The organism is Myroides sp. 1354 (genome assembly GCF_030324495.1).
In the GTDB taxonomy this organism is placed as follows: domain Bacteria; phylum Bacteroidota; class Bacteroidia; order Flavobacteriales; family Flavobacteriaceae; genus Flavobacterium.
Window position 1 is genome coordinate 72150 of record NZ_JACAGN010000003.1, and the last position, 18774, is coordinate 90923.

General features: G+C 35.3%; 16 protein-coding genes. 11 read left to right on the forward strand and 5 right to left on the reverse strand.

Annotated elements, in window-relative coordinates; translation table 11 throughout:
- Positions 1–201: 201 nt before the first annotated feature.
- The 3 genes from HX004_RS04825 to HX004_RS04835 all read right to left on the reverse strand — a co-directional run bounded on the left by HX004_RS04825 (position 202) and on the right by HX004_RS04835 (position 1525).
- Entirely contained in the window at positions 202–486 is a 285-nt protein-coding gene (locus HX004_RS04825; RefSeq protein WP_286441204.1) for a D-alanine--D-alanine ligase, read from the reverse strand.
- Between the two features lie 35 nt (positions 487–521).
- Positions 522–908 (reverse strand): hypothetical protein, encoded by a 387-nt coding sequence (locus HX004_RS04830; RefSeq protein ID WP_286441205.1) that lies wholly within the window; start codon positions 906–908, stop codon positions 522–524.
- A gap of 248 nt (positions 909–1156) precedes the next feature.
- The gene (locus HX004_RS04835) at positions 1157–1525 is read right to left on the reverse strand and encodes a hypothetical protein (RefSeq protein ID WP_286441206.1); all 369 of its coding nucleotides are present in this window, start codon (positions 1523–1525) and stop codon (positions 1157–1159) included.
- A gap of 338 nt (positions 1526–1863) precedes the next feature.
- Here HX004_RS04835 and HX004_RS04840 point away from each other — a divergent pair, with 338 nt between their 5' ends.
- From HX004_RS04840 to porT, 7 genes are all read left to right on the forward strand, one after another.
- A complete protein-coding gene (locus HX004_RS04840; RefSeq protein WP_286441207.1) occupies positions 1864–2841 on the forward strand; it encodes a pyruvate dehydrogenase complex E1 component subunit beta in 978 nt (325 codons plus the stop codon).
- Positions 2842–2930: 89 nt separating this feature from the next.
- Positions 2931–5423 (forward strand): DUF5686 and carboxypeptidase-like regulatory domain-containing protein, encoded by a 2493-nt coding sequence (locus tag HX004_RS04845; protein ID WP_286441208.1) that lies wholly within the window; start codon positions 2931–2933, stop codon positions 5421–5423.
- Positions 5424–5509: 86 nt separating this feature from the next.
- Positions 5510–6037, forward strand: a complete 528-nt coding sequence (locus tag HX004_RS04850) for an inorganic diphosphatase (RefSeq protein ID WP_286441209.1) — start codon at positions 5510–5512, stop codon at positions 6035–6037.
- Positions 6038–6356: 319 nt separating this feature from the next.
- A complete protein-coding gene (locus tag HX004_RS04855) occupies positions 6357–7802 on the forward strand; it encodes an alanine/glycine:cation symporter family protein (protein WP_286441210.1) in 1446 nt (481 codons plus the stop codon).
- A 53-nt stretch (positions 7803–7855) separates the two neighbouring features.
- On the forward strand, positions 7856–8422 hold the full coding sequence (locus HX004_RS04860) for a GNAT family N-acetyltransferase (RefSeq protein WP_286441211.1): 567 nt from the start codon (positions 7856–7858) through the stop codon (positions 8420–8422).
- Between the two features lie 114 nt (positions 8423–8536).
- Positions 8537–9265, forward strand: a complete 729-nt coding sequence (gene ubiE, locus HX004_RS04865) for a bifunctional demethylmenaquinone methyltransferase/2-methoxy-6-polyprenyl-1,4-benzoquinol methylase UbiE (protein ID WP_002990032.1) — start codon at positions 8537–8539, stop codon at positions 9263–9265.
- Between the two features lie 2 nt (positions 9266–9267).
- Positions 9268–10065, forward strand: coding sequence for a type IX secretion/gliding motility protein PorT/SprT (gene porT, locus HX004_RS04870; protein ID WP_286441212.1), 798 nt, complete (start codon positions 9268–9270; stop codon positions 10063–10065).
- Here porT and HX004_RS04875 read toward each other — a convergent pair.
- Complete coding sequence (locus HX004_RS04875; RefSeq protein WP_286441213.1) at positions 10052–10792, reverse strand: TrmH family RNA methyltransferase; 741 nt, start codon at positions 10790–10792, stop codon at positions 10052–10054. The genes porT and HX004_RS04875 overlap by 14 nt on opposite strands.
- A 42-nt stretch (positions 10793–10834) precedes the next feature.
- Between HX004_RS04875 and tamL the strand changes: the two genes are divergently transcribed.
- Genes tamL through accD form a run of 3 tightly spaced genes read left to right on the forward strand, consistent with a single transcriptional unit; the run spans position 10835 to position 15414 of the window.
- Positions 10835–13399 (forward strand): translocation and assembly module lipoprotein TamL, encoded by a 2565-nt coding sequence (gene tamL / locus HX004_RS04880; RefSeq protein ID WP_502888460.1) that lies wholly within the window; start codon positions 10835–10837, stop codon positions 13397–13399.
- Between the two features lie 46 nt (positions 13400–13445).
- Entirely contained in the window at positions 13446–14513 is a 1068-nt protein-coding gene (gene fbaA, locus HX004_RS04885) for a class II fructose-bisphosphate aldolase (protein ID WP_286441214.1), read from the forward strand.
- Positions 14514–14559: 46 nt separating this feature from the next.
- A complete protein-coding gene (gene accD / locus HX004_RS04890) occupies positions 14560–15414 on the forward strand; it encodes an acetyl-CoA carboxylase, carboxyltransferase subunit beta (RefSeq protein WP_286441215.1) in 855 nt (284 codons plus the stop codon).
- Positions 15415–15807: 393 nt separating this feature from the next.
- Here accD and HX004_RS04895 read toward each other — a convergent pair whose 3' ends face one another.
- Complete coding sequence (locus HX004_RS04895; RefSeq protein WP_286441216.1) at positions 15808–17058, reverse strand: ABC transporter permease; 1251 nt, start codon at positions 17056–17058, stop codon at positions 15808–15810.
- A 181-nt stretch (positions 17059–17239) separates the two neighbouring features.
- On the opposite strand from HX004_RS04895, the gene purH reads away from it, so the two are divergent.
- Positions 17240–18766 carry a bifunctional phosphoribosylaminoimidazolecarboxamide formyltransferase/IMP cyclohydrolase gene (gene purH / locus HX004_RS04900; RefSeq protein WP_286441217.1) on the forward strand — a complete coding sequence of 509 codons (1527 nt, stop codon included), beginning with the start codon at positions 17240–17242 and terminating at the stop codon, positions 18764–18766.
- Positions 18767–18774: the final 8 nt, after the last annotated feature.

Below are 18774 nucleotides of genomic sequence, written 5' to 3' on the forward strand. Positions count from 1 at the left end.
TTAACATTTGAGTCTTCAAACCTTTTTTTTTAAATGGCATACTAACATTCCTATAAAACTCTTTATTTTCTTGATTTCCTAAAATCACGACTAAATCTTTATTCTTTGCACACATACCTCATTACATTTAATTTTAACCAATTACATTATTTATATATTCACTTACGGCAAAACATATTATTGCGTAAAATTTTATAAAATTCAACTTTCATAAAATAAATCGCACATTTTTACACAAAAAACAGACGCACCCAAAACAAAATCATAAATCAATCTTATTAATTCTGAGAGCACATCAGACACAGATATCCCAGCATATTCAAAAAGCTTTGGATACATACTGAAAGCAGTAAAACCAGGAAGTGTATTAATTTCATTAACCACAAAGCTGCCATCCTTTTTCATCAGAAAATCTACTCTCGCCAATCCTTCACAACAAAATGCTTGGTATACTTTTAGGGCAGATACTCGAAGTTCTAAAAACACCAGCCCCCTACATGTTTACGTCTATTACACCCCCTTTAAAAACTAACATTAGCCTCTAAATTAGGGCCTTGAGCGATTGCATTTCGATAAAGAACTCCATCCTTTAGTACTTCAATAGTCATTTTGGCTGAGCTATCATTTCCTTGAGCGGCTTGTCCTTTAACTGAAACTCGCACAGGTAAATCTCCTGAAAAGGATCGATTCCAGTGATTATCTTGATAATCGACAATCGTTTCTTCATTATCCCCTTCCTTTACCACTATACTTGTTACTCGGGCATTGGTCAACTGCACAACTACCTCATACTGCAGATTTTGCTCTATCTGCATTTTGCATTCCTTACTTTTCTGTTGACTATAGGCAACTACACCCACAGTAACGGCCAAAGCACCTAACAGTGCCAACTTCATTTTTTTCAACATAATTTTGCTTTTTTAATTTCATTTTCAAACCTTACCCTCGCAAGATTTTTCTAAATACTTCCACATCAAAAAAAAAACCAATTTGCCTTTATACACGAAATATATCAGCAATCAAAGGTCACTATTTGAATAGTAAAATTTTTAGTTCACCTTTATATGAATCCAAAAAAAAAGAGCTCAGCTTGGCTGAACTCTTTACTTCTTACTTTTTTTAGCGTTTGCTATTTTTTTTCAAAAACAGTCTTTGCTTACATTGAAATACTCGCTACTAAAATGTTTCCATCTGCTTTAGATGTCTTAACTACTTTTCCGTCTTTTACAACTTCTAAAGTCAATACACCTGTTTTATCCGCACTGTCAATTGTACCTCCTGTAACAGAAACAGCTACAACTTTTTTTCCAGAGAATGATTTAGACCATTCTTTTTTGCCTAAATCAGCAATTGTTTCTGTTGCTCCTTCTTCTACAACTACAATTGTATTCAACACAGCATTCTCTGATGTTTTAGCTACAATTTCATATCCATCTCCACTTGTTGAGTTATCATCACTACTACAAGAATAAAGTCCCATTGAAACCATTGCACATACAAGTGCAACCTTTACCTTTTTCATCATACTTTTTAGTTTTTTTTATCGTTTACAACTACAAATAAAATACAGATTCTCAATTTGTACAACATTTTTTAACGAATCGGCAAAACTTCATCATCTTGCGTATTTTTTCCCCAACAAAGCCCCTAAATTATTCGCAAATTGTAACAAAACTAAATCTTCCATCGGGGTTATCTTTTGAGTCATGATCACTTTCTATCCGTCGCATTTATCCATTAGCATGACAGTAGTAGGGATGAAGTGCCGTTAAAAAAAACAAAACAGAAAGTTAGATAAGGGAGGTACGAATATTTTTTCATACTTTTGCTCCTATTGAATAATTTTACGGAAAATAAGAACTTATGAGAACGATTCAATTTAGAGAGGCCGTATGTGAAGCTATGAGTGAAGAAATGCGTCACGATGAAACCATATATTTAATTGGAGAAGAAGTAGCGGAATACAATGGTGCTTATAAAGCTTCAAAAGGTATGTTGGACGAATTCGGTCCTAAACGCGTAATTGACGCTCCTATTGCAGAACTTGGTTTTGCGGGGATTGCTGTTGGTTCTGCCATGAATGGAAACCGTCCAATTGTTGAATTTATGACATTCAACTTCTCTTTAGTAGGAATCGACCAAATCATAAATAACGCAGCGAAGATGCGTCAAATGTCAGGTGGTCAATTCAACATTCCAATTGTATTTCGCGGACCAACTGCTTCAGCTGGACAATTAGGAGCAACTCACTCTCAAGCATTTGAAAATTGGTATGCAAACGTACCAGGATTAAAGGTAGTAGTACCTTCTACTCCATATGATGCAAAAGGATTATTAAAATCAGCAATTCGCGATAACGACCCTGTGATTTTCATGGAGTCTGAGCAAATGTATGGAGATAAAGGAGAAGTACCTGAAGGAGAATACACGATTCCATTAGGCGTAGCAGACATCAAAAAAGCAGGAAAAGATGTAACAATTGTTTCTTTTGGTAAAATCATCAAAGAAGCATTGAAAGCAGCTGATGAATTAGAAAAAGAGGGAATTTCTTGTGAAGTAATTGACTTGAGAACTGTACGTCCATTAGATCAAGAAGCTATTTTAACTTCTGTAAAGAAAACGAATCGCCTAGTTATCTTAGAAGAAGCATGGCCCTTTGGAAGTATTTCTTCAGAAATCACTTATTTAGTTCAAGAACAAGCATTTGATCACTTAGATGCGCCAATCCAAAGAATCACAACAGCAGATACACCTGCACCGTATTCACCTGTTTTATTAGAACAATGGTTGCCAAATGCAAATGATGTAATCAAAGCAGTGAAAAAAGTACTATACAGATAAACTTTTTTAAGTAAAAAAATATTGTATATTTGAATTACTCCATCTTATTTTTAATAGGATGGAGTTTTTTGTTTACTCCCATATTGACTATGAAAAAAAAGATATTATTTTACCTCGTTTTCCTTTTATTAGCTAGCACTCAAGGTATTGCCCAAACAAAAGTAAGTGGTAAAATTAAAGATACGAATCAAGTAGACGTATCTTATGCCAGCGTATATTTCAAGAATTCTACCCAAGGAGTGATTGCCAATGAGCTTGGGAAGTTCTATTTGGAAACTGAAAATAACTACGATACTTTGGTCGTGTCTTTTGTGGGGTACAAAACGACCTACATCCCTTTAAAAAGCCGTACTAACCTCGATCTAAACATCACATTAGAAGAGGATAATATGCTTGAAGAAGTGCGTATTTACACCGGTAAAACATCTAAAAAGAATAACCCTGCAATTGATATTTTGAGAAAAATATGGGAGCGCAAACGCAAAAATGGGTTGTATATGTTTAGTCAGTATGAATTTGACAAATACGAGAAGATTGAATTCGATTTAAATACGATTGACAGTGCCTATCGCAAGAAAAAACTCTTCAAAGGCATGGAATTCATCTTTGACCAAGTAGATACCAATCGCATTACTGGAAAGACCTATCTCCCTATTTTCATCAACGAAAATATAGGTCAAGTCTATGGAGATAATATCGACAACAAAAAAATAGAAAAAACACTGGGAAATAAAAACTCCGGTTTTGACACCAACCAGCATATTATTGAGTTTGTTAAGGATTTGTATGCAGAATATAACATTTACAATAATTACATCAAAATCTTCGACAAAGATTTTGTCAGTCCGTTATCGCGAACAGGAATTAATGTATACAACTATGTGTTAGCAGATAGCGCGTTTATTGACAACAAATGGTGTTACAATATCGTGTACTATCCAAGACGAAAAGGAGAATTGACATTCAAAGGAGATTTTTGGGTCAACGATTCCACTTTTGCCATCAAAAAAATCAACATGGAAGCCAGTAGAGATGCGAACATCAACTGGGTAAAAGAAATTTATATTGAACAAGAGTTTGACGTATTGAATGACTCTGTATTCCTATTGACGCGAGATCACTTTATGTCCGATTTCGCCCTTTCGAAAAAAGATGATTCTAAAGGTATTTACGGCAAGCGAACAACGGTCTACCAAAATCACCAATTTAACATCAAACACCCAGACGATTTCTACAAAAAGAACGTCAACGAATATGACGAATCCATTTATTCTCGCTCAGATGAATTTTGGCAAACCTATCGCTTTGAACCATTGAGCAAAGATGAATTCGGAATTTACAAAATGCTAGACACCTTAAAAACCGTACCTAAATTCAGATTTTTATTTGACCTTACCTCAACCATTGCAAGCAATTACTACAATATACCGAAGTACAAATTCGACTATGGTCCTATTTTCTCAACCTTTGGGTATAACGATATCGAAGGTTTGCGTATGCGAGCAGGTGGACGTACTTACTTTGGTCCAAATGACAAATGGCGTTTAGAAGGCTACGGAGCTTATGGATTCAAAGACAATAAGTTCAAATACGGAATCAGCGGAAAAGTGTTGCTCCACAGCCCTTCGCGTTTTATTCTTTTTGGAGGAAACCGTCGAGATGTAGAGCAAATTGGAGTTAGCCTTACCGAAACCAACGATGTATTAGGTCGTAGTTTTGCCTCTAGTTCCCTATTTGCCAGTGGAGATAACTCCAAATTAACAGATATCAACCTTTCCACTATAGGTTTGGAGATTGAACCTGTGAAAAACTTGCGCTTACTGACAACCTTTAGTTATCGCACGTTAAAACCAGCTTCTGATCTCTTTAATCTCGATTATTATGTTGATAAAGAACACACCATCATCTCTAATGAGACTAAACAATCCGAAGTGGAAATGGCCATCGATTATACGCCAGGTAAAAGAACCATTGGCTACGGTGTAGATCGCAAGGAAATTGACCAAAAATACCTCAAACTATACTTGAGATATAGTCATGGATTTAAAGGTGCTTTTGACAGTAATTTCCAATACGACAAATTGCAACTCTATGCGAGAAAGCCAATTCTTTTAGGAGGATTTGGTACCTTTACCACAACTTTTGAAGCTGGTAAAACCTTTGGTGAAGTTCCGTTGGGATTATTAAGTGTTGTTCCAGGAAACCAATCGTGGTTTAACATTGAGAATACATTTGCCAACTTGAATTACTATGAATTTGTAACCAATGAATATGCTTCCATTCACTTAGAACACAATTTCGGAGGTCGCTTACTCTCTAGAATCCCGTGGTTTAGAGATTTAAATTTAAGAGAAATCGTAGGTATAAGAGGGATTTACGGAAAAATTTCCCAAGAAAATATTGACCTCAACGCTTCTCAATTAGTCTATAAAGCACCTGAAGATTTTTACTATGAATATTATGTTGGCGTTGGCAATATTTTTAAAATCTTTAGACTTGACTTAAGCTGGAGAGGAAATTATTTAGACATGCCTGATGCGAGAAGGTTCGCAATTCGAGGCTCCTTCGGAATTTATTTCTAATATTATAGATAAAACTTGGTAAAACGCACGAATTGAAGTATTTTTGCACCCATTATTAAGTTTTTTGACTATAAAAATAAATGAATATGAGTACATTCGAAACTTTTGATGCTTTCGTTGAAATTCCAGCAGGCAGTAGAAATAAATACGAATATGATTTTGATTTAAAACGATTGAGATTTGATCGTTTACTTTATTCAAACATGAGATATCCAGCAGACTATGGTTTTATTCCTGAAACTTTAGCCTTAGACGGAGATCCATTAGACGTACTAGTATTATTTACAGAACCATCTCTTCCAGGAATGGTTGTTGAAGTAAAACCTATTGGTATTTTCTATATGGCTGACGATAAAGGACAAGATGAGAAAATTCTTTGTGTTCCTGTATCTGATCCATTGATGAACAAACTAAATGACATCAATGATGTGAATGAGCACTTCAAAAAAGAAGTAGAGCATTTCTTCCAAGTATACAAAGACTTAGAAAACAAAAAAGTAACTACGAATGGTTTTGGAGACAAAGCTGCTGCTGTTAAAATGATTCAAGAATGCAAAGCGCGTTTTGACAATTTAGAAAACAAAGCAGAAGGTTTATTCAGCATCCGTTACTAAGCGAAAATAAGATTACACGATACAAAAGCTACTTCATCAGTGAGGTAGCTTTTTTTTTATCTTTTCCCTTTCAAATACAACTACCAAATATTCTGACCTTCATCCATGTCAAATAAAGCTTAATTCTTCTTCGAGAGCAACATCCTAATTACTAATACCTACTAGACTACACCTTCCCCTTTATGCAAGCTATTTTTTCTAAAAAAAGCACACTAAATCATAAACTATACAAAACAAAAATACCTATTACATATAATATTGATATAAAAATAGTGTTTTTACTAAAAAATCATTATTTTCAACTCAAATTATTTTCAAAATGGAAGAAGCAATAAAATTTATCAACGACATCCTATGGTCTAGTGTATTCATTCTTTTATGTCTTGGAGCTGGGTTATTCTTTACCATCAAAACGAGGTTTGTACAAGTTCGTTACATCAAGCAAATGGTCAAACTTCTTTTTACAGAAGGCTCATCTGAAAAAGGAGTGAGTCCTTTTCAAGCCTTTAGTATTGCCATTGCAGGACGCGTAGGAGTTGGAAATATTGTAGGGGTTGCTACTGCAATTGCATATGGTGGACCCGGTGCTATCTTTTGGATGTGGATGATCGCTTTCTTAGGTAGTGCTTCTGCTTTTGTTGAATCTACCTTAGCTCAAATCTACAAAGAAGAAAAAAATGGACATTATTGTGGAGGACCAGCCTTTTACATTGAAAAAGGACTAAATAATAAAAAACTAGCTCTAGTCTTCGCCTTTGTTACCATCATTAGTTGCGTCTTATTCCTACCGAGTATTCAAGGAAATAGTATTTCAATCAGTATCAAAGACGCTTTTCACATTCCGCAATGGATGACTGGATTAGCTATTTGTGTATTGCTGAGTTTAACTGTATTTGGAGGAGCAAAAAAAATAGGACGTATCGCACAGGTGGTCGTTCCTTTCATGGCTGTCATCTATATCGCCATGGCCGTGATTATCATTGCCATTAACGCCAAGGAAATTCCCTCTATTTTCGCTTTAATCTTTCGATCAGCGTTTAATTTAGAGGCTACTTTTAGCGGTATTTTTGGTGCAGCGATTGCTTGGGGCGTTAAACGCGGTATCTATTCCAATGAAGCAGGACAAGGTACAGCTCCACATGCTGCAGCTGCATCCGAAACCTCTCACCCCGTTAAACAAGGATTAGTACAAGCCTTCTCTGTATATATTGATACACTCTTTGTGTGTACAGCTACAGCTTTGATGATCTTATTCACTCACCAATACAATGTTTTTGACGAAGCAGGAAACTACATCGTCAACAATATACCCGACGTGGAAGTGGGATCTGCCTACACCGTAAAAGCTATTGGGGTTCACTTTCCTCTATTTGCCAGTCAATTTATCGCTATTGCGTTGACCTTTTTCGCTTTTACAACCATTATGTCTTATGTATTTATAGCAGAATCTAACTTTAATTATTTGACTAATCAACCAAAAATCATCCTCCGTTGGTTGATGCGCTTCCTCTTATTAGCCACTGTATTTTACGCTTCAATCAATGAGTCCTCTACAGCCTGGGGCATCGGCGACATTGGCGTGGGTTTAATGGCTTGGATTAACTTTATCGTAATTCTATTTTTATACAAGCCAACCATAATCGCCTTAAATGATTATATTACACAGCACAAGCAAGGACTAAATCCAATTTTTGATCCAGAGAAACTGAATATCAAAAATGCAAGTCAGATTTGGCATCGATTGCTAAAAGAAAGAAAAAGTTAGTTGAACGCTAACAAACTCTTTCCTAACTTTGTAAAAAATTAAAAAACAAAATCATGCATTTTACCATTAGGCCCGCACAAAAGGAAGATTTTGATGTTGTTCCTGAATTAATGTTACAAGCGATGGAAGACATCGTATTCAGTTTTATTCAACAAGAAGATATTGAAGAAGCCATTAATTTCCTAACAACCTTATTCAAACAACCCGATAACTTATACAGTTATCAAAATACTTTTGTAGCTGTTGACGAAGAAGACAATGTTGTAGGTTCAATTACTGGGTATAACGGTGATGACTTTATCAGACTCAGAGAACCTGTTCTTGAACTAATGAAAAAGAAATACAACAACGATATGATTCCAGAACCTGAAACAGAAGGTGGAGAATACTACCTGGACACTGTAGCAGTATCTCCTTTAGTACAAGGAAAAGGAGTTGGAAGTCATTTGCTAAAAGCAGCTACAGATTTTGCTCAATCTCAACAACACAAACAAGTGGGATTAATTGTAGATTTGGAGAATCCAAACGCGATGAAATTATACTCAAGGCTTGGCTTTGTTCAGGGCAAGCAGATTGATTTCGTTGGTGGAGAATACTATCACATGTACATTCAATTTTAATTTATACAAGGGAATATCGAATCGATATTCCCTTTTTTAGTTCCTTATCTTTATTCCACAAGAGACCCCTTCTTTTTGATAGAGATTATTTATATTTGCCTAAAAATAATAACAATGAGTAAAAATATCACGCCCTATAAAGATTCTCAGCTTGGAAAAAAACAACAAGTAGAGCAAATGTTCGATACAATTTCAGGTAATTATGACAATTTGAATCGAATGATCTCATTAGGGACGGATCAAGGTTGGAGAAGAAAAGTGCTTAAATTGGTTGCGGAGACAAATCCAACAACGATTTTAGATATTGCAACAGGAACGGGAGACATGGCGATTCTTTTATCAAAAACTAATGCTCAAAAAATCACAGGTTTAGATTTATCTGCTGGGATGCTTGAAGTAGGTAGAAAAAAAATAAAAGCACTCAATCTAGACAATCGCATCGAGATGATTCAAGGCGATTCGGAGAATTTACCCTTTGAAGATAACTCTTTTGATGCCATCACTGTTGGCTTCGGAATTCGAAATTTTGAAAATTTAGAAAAAGGTTTAACAGAAATTTTAAGAGTATTAAAACCTAATGGAATTTTTATTATCTTAGAAACCTCAGTTCCAACTAAATTTCCATTTAAGCAAGGATACTTCTTTTATACCAAAAACATTATGCCATTCATGGGAAAATTGTTTTCAAAAGATCAAGATGCTTATAAGTATTTATCTGATTCTGCTAAAAATTTTCCTTTTGGGCAAGAATTGAACAATATTTTGGTAAAAGTTGGGTTTAAGACTGTAAAACACCGTCCACAAACGATGGGTATAGCAACCATATATTCTGCTTCAAAGTAGTTATGAAAAAACTGTTTATCTTACTTGTTATTCTATTCTCTACTGCAAATCTATCTGCACAGGGAATTTTCGGAAAAAATCCAATCATAAATAAAGCTGATTGGGACAAACAACGCGTCCACTATGGCTATTACATTGGATCGAATTTTCTAAATTTTAATTTTGATTACGATAAACAGTATTACGATAAACTAAAAAGTTTATCGGGCGAATACGGTAGTGATAATACAGAAATACAAGTAACAACCAATATGGGATTTAATGTGGGACTTGTAGGGAACTTGCGTATTATGGAGTATTTGGACTTGCGTTTCGAACCTGGATTAATCTATTCTAAGCGCGATTTAAAATTTCCTCGCGCTTTTGTCATGGACTATTACATGAAAAACAAACCGAACGCAGTTCCAACTATGCAGGAAATAACCAATTCAAGCACAAAATCGATCAGTTCTACGTTGATTCACTTGCCTCTATTGCTTAAATTCTCTGCTTTGCGTACGGGAAACATTCGCCCTTATGTATTAGGAGGTTTTTCAGCTGACTTAAACTTAAGTAGTAACCACAAATCTGACGATGACAACTATGAAGGTGTTTGGAGAATGAAGCAATGGACCACAAATTATGAATTAGGAGTAGGTATCGATATATACTTTGAGTACTTTAAATTCAGTCCTTCTATTAGAGGAGTATTTGGTTTAGGAGACGAATTAGTTCGCGATAAAGATCCTGATAGTCCTTGGACAGGTCATATCAGCTCCATGAAAACAAGAGGTGTTTTCTTAAACTTTACTGTTCATTAAAAACCGTTCTACGAAACTCACTTAAAACGATGGAGGTTGCCATAGCTACATTCAAACTTTCAGTTTGTTGTAAATGACCAAAACGAGGAATTGTTATTTTTCGAGAAACAAGTTGCTCTATCTCGGAAGAAATACCATTAGCCTCATTTCCCATGACAATAACTCCTGGTTGAATACCTTTCATTTTATAAATATTCTCCCCTCCTAAAAAAGTTCCATAAATAGGAGCTTCAATCGTTTGCAATAAAGTCGTTAGGTCTGTATATTCAATATTCACACGAGATACAGAGCCCATTGTTGCTTGAATTACTTTAGGGTTATAACAGTCTACCGTTTCTGGTGAACACACGATATGTTGAATCCCAAACCAATCACATAAACGAATAATGGTTCCTAAATTCCCCGGATCTCTAACATCATCTAATGCCACAACCCAATCCGAAAAATCAATTGATTTACTCTCCAAACAATGGAAGACTGCCAAACAATTAGGCGTTGTAGTCAAAGCACTCATTTTCTTTAAATCATCCTGAGAAACCAGCGTTACTTGATGCGCTGGAACGTCAAAATCCCTCTCATTTGTCACATACAAATGCTCTAAAACAAAAGAAGATTGCAAGAGTTCTTGAATCACTTTAACTCCCTCAGCAATAAATAATTGGTATTCTTTTCTATATTTTTTTTGATGAAGGCTTTTTATTCGCTTAATTTGGTTTTTGGTAACCATAAAAAAATGTATTTTTGATCTAAATATATTGATGTAATAAAGTTGGGCAAATTTTTATCAAAAATAGTACTTATTCTTATAATCTCTGCATGTTTTTTTTCGTGTTCCTTAACGAAGAATGTGCCAGAGGATTATGATTTATTGATGGAGAATAGCATTGTAATCAATGATAAAAAAACATCCAAAGAAGAAATTTACAATCAACTCTATCAACAGCCAAATAGTAGATTTCCGGTTATTGGATCTCGTCTTCGCTTAAATTTATACAACTTAGCGAGGCAAAATGCAGATTCTAATTATCACGCTTGGTTATCTAGACATCCTCGAACAGATAAAACGTTAGAAGGACTCTTATCTCGTAAACAAGTTAATCGCTTAGGACAATCTTTCATTATTGCAGGATTTAATAATTTCTTAATCAAAACAGGAGAACCCCCTGTATTGTATGACAGTCTTAAAACAGAAAAATCTCTTACACGCTTAAAAAACTATTATTTCAACAAGGGATATTTTGACACCAAAGTAACCCATGAGACCAAACGCATTGGAGAGCAGAAGATAACCAACTCCTATGCTATATCGACAGGAAACCCTTATCTTATTGACAGCATCGCTTACCTCATTCGCACACCTGCGTTAAAAACATTATACGAGGACAATCAGTCCAAGAGTTTATTAAAATCAAACACGGTTTTCGACGTTAAAAATTTTGAAGAAGAGCGCAAACGCATTACGTCAATCTACCGAAATAACGGAGCTTATCACTTTCAAGAAATTAATATTCGCTATGAAGTTGACACCATTTTAGACCAAAAAAACAAGGCTAATATTTTATTGATTGTCGATCAACAAACAGTAAAGTCTGGAGACACTTTAACCCAAGTTCCCTTCAAGATATACCAGATTGGCAAAGTGAATATTTTTACTGACAATGTTTCTAAAAACAAAGCCTACGTTTTGGATAGTATTCAACACAATGGTTTTAATATTTATAGTTCGACCAAACTTCAATACAAGCCAAAGGCCCTAACAGACGCTATATTCATCACACCCGAAAGCACATTCAGCGATTCGAGACGTATTCTTACCTCCCGTTCTATCAGTAATTTGCGCATTTTTAATTACCCTGTTATTGAGTATGTTGAAGACCCTAGTGATCCTGAAGGCAATACCTTAATCAGCAATATTTATTTGACTTCGCGTAAGAAAATGACTTTCAATCCTTCCTTGGATGTCACCCACTCCAACATTCAGGATTTTGGTATCGGTGGTAGCATGGGACTATTGTTTCGAAACGTGTTCAAAGGAGCAGAAATATTGGAATTTGGGTTAAGGGGAACTATTGGTTCTTCAAGACAAATGAGTAACCCCAACGATGTCTTTTTTAACGTCACGGAATATGGAGCTGACATTAAGCTTACCTTACCTCGTTTTTTGTTTCCTTTCGCATCGAATAAAATCATCCCCAAGACCATGTTACCTACAACAGCAATGAGTTTTGGTTTTGCCAGACAGCGAAATATTGGTTTAGATAAAGACAACTTCACAGGTATCATCAATTACAGTTGGTATCCTTCTCGCACGAATTCCTTCAGTGTGGATGTTGCCAATATTCAATATGTGAGAAACACAAATCCAAACAACTACTTTAGTGTATATAAATCTTCATATAATACCCTAAATCAAATTTCAAAAGAATATGAGGTTCCCACAGAATATGTAGATGATAGTGGAAACTTGACCATACAAGGAGAAGGGGCCAATCGCTTTATCAATGATGCATTGGCAACAGGTAATCCCTTGGGAATTTCTCCAGAAGATTATAGCGAAATTCGCAGTATTCAAGAGCGAAAAGTTCGTCTATCTGAAAACAACTTAATCTTAGCATCAAATATTACCTTTAATTCATCAACAAGAACAGGAATTAACGATAATAGTTTTTATACGGTTCGAGCAAAAGTAGAAGCTGCTGGTGGTTTACTAGATTTAATTATGAATCGAGTAAGTGATAAAGAAGGACACACGGGCAAACACACCTTATTTGACGTAGAATATTCGCAATACATCAAAACGGAATTAGATTTTGTTAAGTATTGGGACATCGGACGTCAACAAGTTGTTGCTATTCGTCTGTTTGGTGGTTTAGCTGTTCCTTACGGCAATGCCAATTCCATTCCCTTTTCAAGAAGCTACTTCTCAGGAGGATCAAATGACAACCGCGGATGGCAGTCTTATCGTTTAGGACCAGGTAAAAGTGGGGGAATCAATGATTTTAATGAAGCCAATATGAAGCTATTCTTCAGTACAGAATATCGTTTCAACATTAGTGGAAAATGGAATGGGGCTTTCTTTGTTGATGCGAGTAATATTTGGAATATTTTTGATAACGTAGAAGATAAAAACTACACTTTCAATGGAGTAAGTTCACTCAAAGATTTAGCGGTGAGTTCGGGTTTTGGAATTCGCTATGACTTTAGTTTCTTTGTATTCCGATTAGATATGGGATTCAAAACCTATGATCCTTCTATTTACTCTAAACGCAAATGGTTTGGAGAATTTAGCTTCAAAGAGTCTGTCTTGAATGTTGGTATTAATTATCCATTCTAATCAAATAATAATTAGTATTTTTGTCCAATAAATTAAACACACGACTATGGCACACAATATTAAACCTGGAGTAGCATTTGGAGATCAAGTGCAAGAAATATTCAATTATGCAAAAGAGAAAGGTTTTGCTTTACCAGCTGTTAACGTGACTAGTTCTAGTACAATCAACGGTGTATTGGAAACAGCGGCAAAACTAAATGCGCCTGTTATTATTCAATTTTCGAATGGTGGTGCATCTTTCATGGCAGGAAAAGGTTTATCAAACGAGAATCAAAAATCCGCTATTGCAGGAGCTATTGCAGGAGCAAAACACGTACACGCTTTAGCAGAAGCTTATGGTGTGCCTGTTATTTTACATACTGATCACTGTGCAAAAAACTTATTACCTTGGATTGATGGTTTATTAGATGCTAGTGAAGAACATATGACTAAATATGGTAAACCGTTATTTAGTTCTCATATGATTGATTTATCAGAAGAACCAATCCAAGAAAACATTGAAATCTCTAAAAAATACCTTGAACGTATGAACAAGATGGGTATGACTTTAGAAATTGAATTGGGAATTACAGGAGGAGAAGAAGACGGAGTAGATAACTCTGGAGTAGATTCTTCAAAACTATATACACAACCAGACGAAGTTGCTTATGCTTATGAAGAGCTGAGCAAAGTAAGTCCTCGTTTTACCATTGCTGCTGCTTTTGGAAACGTACACGGAGTTTACAAACCAGGAAACGTAAAACTTACGCCTATTATCTTGAAAAACTCTCAAGATTATGTAGCGAAAAAATTCAACTTAGGACACAATCCTGTTGATTTTGTTTTCCATGGAGGTTCTGGTTCATCATTAGAAGAGATTAGAGAAGCTATTTCTTATGGAGTAATCAAAATGAATATTGACACCGATATGCAATTTGCCTATACAGAAGGAATTAGAGACTATATGACTTCCAAAATTGAATATTTAAAAACACAGATAGGGAACCCTGAGGGAGCGGATGTACCCAACAAAAAGTACTACGATCCACGTGCATGGGTAAGACAAGGAGAAATCACTTTTAATACTCGTTTAGAAGAGGCATTTAAAGACTTAAACAATGTAAATACATTGTAATTTCTGCTCTAAACCTATTAACATAGTATAAACAAAACAGACATTTATGGCTTGGTTTAAAAGAAAAGAAAAAGGAATTCAAACACCAACTGAGGACAAAAAGGATATACCAAAAGGATTATGGTACAAATCACCAACAGGGAAAATTATAGATTCTGAAGAACTAGAAAAAAACCTTTGGGTAAGTCCAGAAGACGGTTATCACGTTCGCATTGGCAGTAAAGAATATTTTGAAATTCTTTTTGATAATGGCGATTACAAAGAAATAGCAAAGAGTTTATCTTCAAAAGATATGTTGAAATTTGAAGATACAAAAAAATATGTAGATCGCTTAAAAGAAGCTACTTCGAAAACGCAATTGAATGATGCTGTTCGCGTAGCTGTTGGAAATTCAAAAGGAGAAAAATTAGTTGTTGCTGCAATGGATTTTGCATTCATCGGTGGATCAATGGGATCTGTAGTAGGTGAAAAAATTGCAAGAGGAATTGATTATTCTTTGAAGCACAACATTCCTTTTTTAATGATTTCTAAATCAGGAGGAGCCCGTATGATGGAAGCTGGTTTTTCATTGATGCAAATGGCTAAAACTTCAGCTAAGTTGACCCAACTAAGTGATGCTAAGATTCCTTATATTTCACTTTGTACAGATCCAACAACAGGAGGTATTTCTGCTTCTTTCGCTATGTTAGGAGATATCAATATCGCTGAACCAGGTGCTTTAATCGGATTTGCTGGACCGCGAATTGTAAAAGATACAACAGGAAAAGATTTACCAGAAGGATTCCAAACTTCTGAATTCTTATTAGAACACGGATTCTTAGACTTCATTACACATCGTAAAGAATTAAAGAAAAACGTAAATCTTTATTTAGATTTGATATTAAATCGCCCAATTAGATAAAAAAAAGAGTCGCTTTAAAAGCGACTCTTTTTTTTATCTATTTCAAGTACGGGCGCATGGCAATGCGCCCCTTTCAAAAACAATATGATCAATATACGAGCACATGGCGATGCGCCCATAAAAACAATATGATCAATATACGAGCACATGGCGATGCGTCCCTTTCAAAAACAATATGATCAATATACGGGCGCATGGCAATGCGCCCCTTTCAAAAAAAATATGATCAATATACGAGCACATCGCCATGCGTCCATAAAAACAATATGATTGAGATATAGGGCACATCGCCATGCGTCCATAAAAACAATATGATCGAGATATAGGGCGCATCGCCATGCGTCCATAAAAACAATATGATCGAGATATAGGGCGCATCGCCATGCGCCCCTACTATATTCCTGATCGGATTGCTTCTACAGGATCTAATTTTGCTGCTGATCTAGCGGGTAAATACCCCGAAATCAACCCTATAATTATGGACAATCCCAATCCTATTGCAATATTAAACAAACTCAGCACGAATTCGAAGTCTAGGACAACGCTTACTCCTTTGGCAATCAACCAAACGATGATAATTCCAACCCATCCACCAATCAAAGCCAAGATGATAGATTCAAAGAGAAATTGAAGCAAAATCATTCTGCGTTTTGCTCCGATTGCTTTTTGGATACCAATTAAGTGCGTGCGTTCTTTGACAGAAACGAACATAATATTTGCGATTCCAAAGCCTCCTACTAAAAGAGAGAACATACTAATAATCCATCCTACTAAATTCATTTGTGCAATAATATTATCCAAAAACTCCATCATTCCACCAAAAACATTGACAAAGAAATTAGTATCTTCTCCTGCTTTTAGCCCCCTAAAAGCGCGTAATTTAACTTCTATTTCATCTTCAAAATGCTTAATATCCGTTGAAGTATTGGGTTTCAATACAATAACAGGAGTATAAGCCTTGATATTATCTCCAAACATTTGGCGAAACAAATTAACGGGAAAATAAGCCATCTCATCATGCCCTCCCCCAATAGAGATTGCACCTTGTTTTTCTATCACACCAATTACGACAAATTTTCTCCCATACAAACGCACTTCCCTCCCAACTGCATCTTGCCCTGGAAAAAGTGTATTGGCAATTTCATGTCCAATAACAACTACAGCATTTCCATTTACCGCTTCTGATTCATTAAAAAAACGTCCACTAGCCATTTTTACATTATCAAGGTATTGCATATCTGAACTACATGGACGAACAGTTACACCATTAGCGTAATTTCGTTCGGCTTTCATATTGGTATCCGTTGCAAAAAAATTAAAGGAAGCATACTCCACTCCCACTAAATTTCGCTTTAAATAATCGTATTCTTCATACGTTACATTGGGAAACTGATCAATCTTCCATCTTGGTATTTCGGATGGTCCAAAAGAATAATTAAAAACATAAATCATATTGCGATCAAAGCCGCTTAACTCTGTTTTTAGTGCGCGATCCATTGAGTCAACGGCTGCTAAAACTGCAATAATAGAAAAAATACCCACTGTCACACCTAATAGTGAGAGCAAAGTTCTTAGTTTATTCGTTCTCAAAGCATTAACTGCAAATTGAAAACTATTGAGCAAAAGCCTAAAATATAGTATCATAGCAACAGAATCAACAATATACCTATTAGTAGAAGAAGAAGAATAAAGTTACATCTTTCTTTTTTTTTTCTTCAAAAAAACATGACAAGTTACCTCTCTTAAAATTAAAATAAAAACTTCTCTATTCACTTCATAAATACCTAGACATTAGTTATTTTTGCCCTTTAATTAATAACACACAATGAACACAACTAAAAAGATTCAATCGGCCTTAATTTCTGTTTTTAGCAAAGATGGATTAGAACCAATTGTAAGAGAACTACACAAAAACGAAGTAACTATTTATTCAACAGGAGGTACAGAAACTTTCATCAAAGATTTAGGTATTCCAGTTGTACCAGTTGAAGACATTACTTCATATCCTTCTATTTTAGGAGGTAGAGTAAAAACTTTACATCCAAAAATTTTCGGTGGAATCTTAAATAGACAAGATCACGAGGGAGATATTCAACAAATGAAAGAATTTGAAATTCCTCAAATCGACGTAGTCATTGTAGATTTATATCCATTTGAAAAAACAGTTGCTTCTGGTGCTAATGAAGCAGATATCATTGAAAAAATCGATATCGGTGGAATTTCATTGATCCGTGCAGCTGCTAAAAACTTCAAAGATACTGTTATCGTACCTTCGGTAAATGAATACGATTTATTCTTACAGATGTTAATTGAGAACAATGGTTCTACTACATTAGCACAAAGACGATTATTAGCGACAAAAGCATTCCACGTTTCATCTCATTATGACGGAGCGATTTTCAACTATTTCAACGAATCGGATGACACCTTAAAAATTAGTCATGCAGAGGGAATTGAATTGCGTTATGGAGAAAACCCGCACCAGAAAGGACACTTCTTTGGTGATTTCGATCAATTATTTAAAAAATTACACGGAAAAGAGTTATCGTATAACAACTTATTAGACGTTGATGCGGCGGTAAACTTAATGAATGAATTCAAAGGGGAACAACCGACATTTGCTATTTTAAAACACAACAACGCTTGTGGTGTAGCACAAAGAAGCACAATGAAAGAAGCCTATGTAGATGCTTTGGCTGGAGATCCTACTTCTGCTTTCGGTGGTGTTTTAATTGCCAATGGTTTAATTGACGTTGCAACAGCACAAGAAATCAATCAATTATTCTGTGAAGTTGTTATTGCTCCTGCTTATGAAGCTGCAGCAATTGAAATTTTAAAAGAAAAGAAAAACAGAATTATCTTGGTTTTAAACGAGATTGAATTACCTAAAAAACACGTACGTACTTGTTTAAATGGTATCTTAGTTCAAGATAAAGATAATGTAACTGACAATAAAGACCACTTAACAACCGTTACTAAAGTAGCTCCATCAGCCAAAGAAGTAGACGATTTATTATTTGCTTCTAAAATCTGTAAACACACCAAGTCAAATACGATTGTTTTGGTAAAAGACGGACAACTTTGTGCTTCGGGTACAGGACAGACCTCTAGAGTAGATGCTTTACGTCAAGCAATTGAAAAAGCTAATTCATTCGAGTTCAACCTAAAAGGAGCAGTAATGGCAAGTGATGCCTTCTTCCCTTTCCCAGACTGTGTAGAGATTGCAGACAATGCTGGAATTACAGCGGTTATCCAACCAGGTGGTTCAATTAAAGATGATTTAAGTATTACCTATTGTGATGAAAATAAAATCGCAATGGTTTTCACGGGAATTCGTCATTTTAAACATTAATTTACTAA

Coding starts and splice junctions, on each gene's coding strand:
- HX004_RS04840 (WP_286441207.1), top strand. CDS start 1,864: ATGAGAACGATTCAATTTAGAGAGGCCGTATGTGAAGCTATGAGTGAA.
- HX004_RS04845 (WP_286441208.1), top strand. CDS start 2,931: ATGAAAAAAAAGATATTATTTTACCTCGTTTTCCTTTTATTAGCTAGC.
- HX004_RS04875 (WP_286441213.1), bottom strand. CDS start 10,792: ATGGTTACCAAAAACCAAATTAAGCGAATAAAAAGCCTTCATCAAAAA.
- porT (WP_286441212.1), top strand. CDS start 9,268: ATGAAAAAACTGTTTATCTTACTTGTTATTCTATTCTCTACTGCAAAT.
- fbaA (WP_286441214.1), top strand. CDS start 13,446: ATGGCACACAATATTAAACCTGGAGTAGCATTTGGAGATCAAGTGCAA.
- HX004_RS04830 (WP_286441205.1), bottom strand. CDS start 908: ATGTTGAAAAAAATGAAGTTGGCACTGTTAGGTGCTTTGGCCGTTACT.
- HX004_RS04855 (WP_286441210.1), top strand. CDS start 6,357: ATGGAAGAAGCAATAAAATTTATCAACGACATCCTATGGTCTAGTGTA.
- HX004_RS04895 (WP_286441216.1), bottom strand. CDS start 17,058: ATGATACTATATTTTAGGCTTTTGCTCAATAGTTTTCAATTTGCAGTT.
- HX004_RS04860 (WP_286441211.1), top strand. CDS start 7,856: ATGCATTTTACCATTAGGCCCGCACAAAAGGAAGATTTTGATGTTGTT.
- accD (WP_286441215.1), top strand. CDS start 14,560: ATGGCTTGGTTTAAAAGAAAAGAAAAAGGAATTCAAACACCAACTGAG.
- HX004_RS04835 (WP_286441206.1), bottom strand. CDS start 1,525: ATGATGAAAAAGGTAAAGGTTGCACTTGTATGTGCAATGGTTTCAATG.
- ubiE (WP_002990032.1), top strand. CDS start 8,537: ATGAGTAAAAATATCACGCCCTATAAAGATTCTCAGCTTGGAAAAAAA.
- HX004_RS04850 (WP_286441209.1), top strand. CDS start 5,510: ATGAGTACATTCGAAACTTTTGATGCTTTCGTTGAAATTCCAGCAGGC.
- purH (WP_286441217.1), top strand. CDS start 17,240: ATGAACACAACTAAAAAGATTCAATCGGCCTTAATTTCTGTTTTTAGC.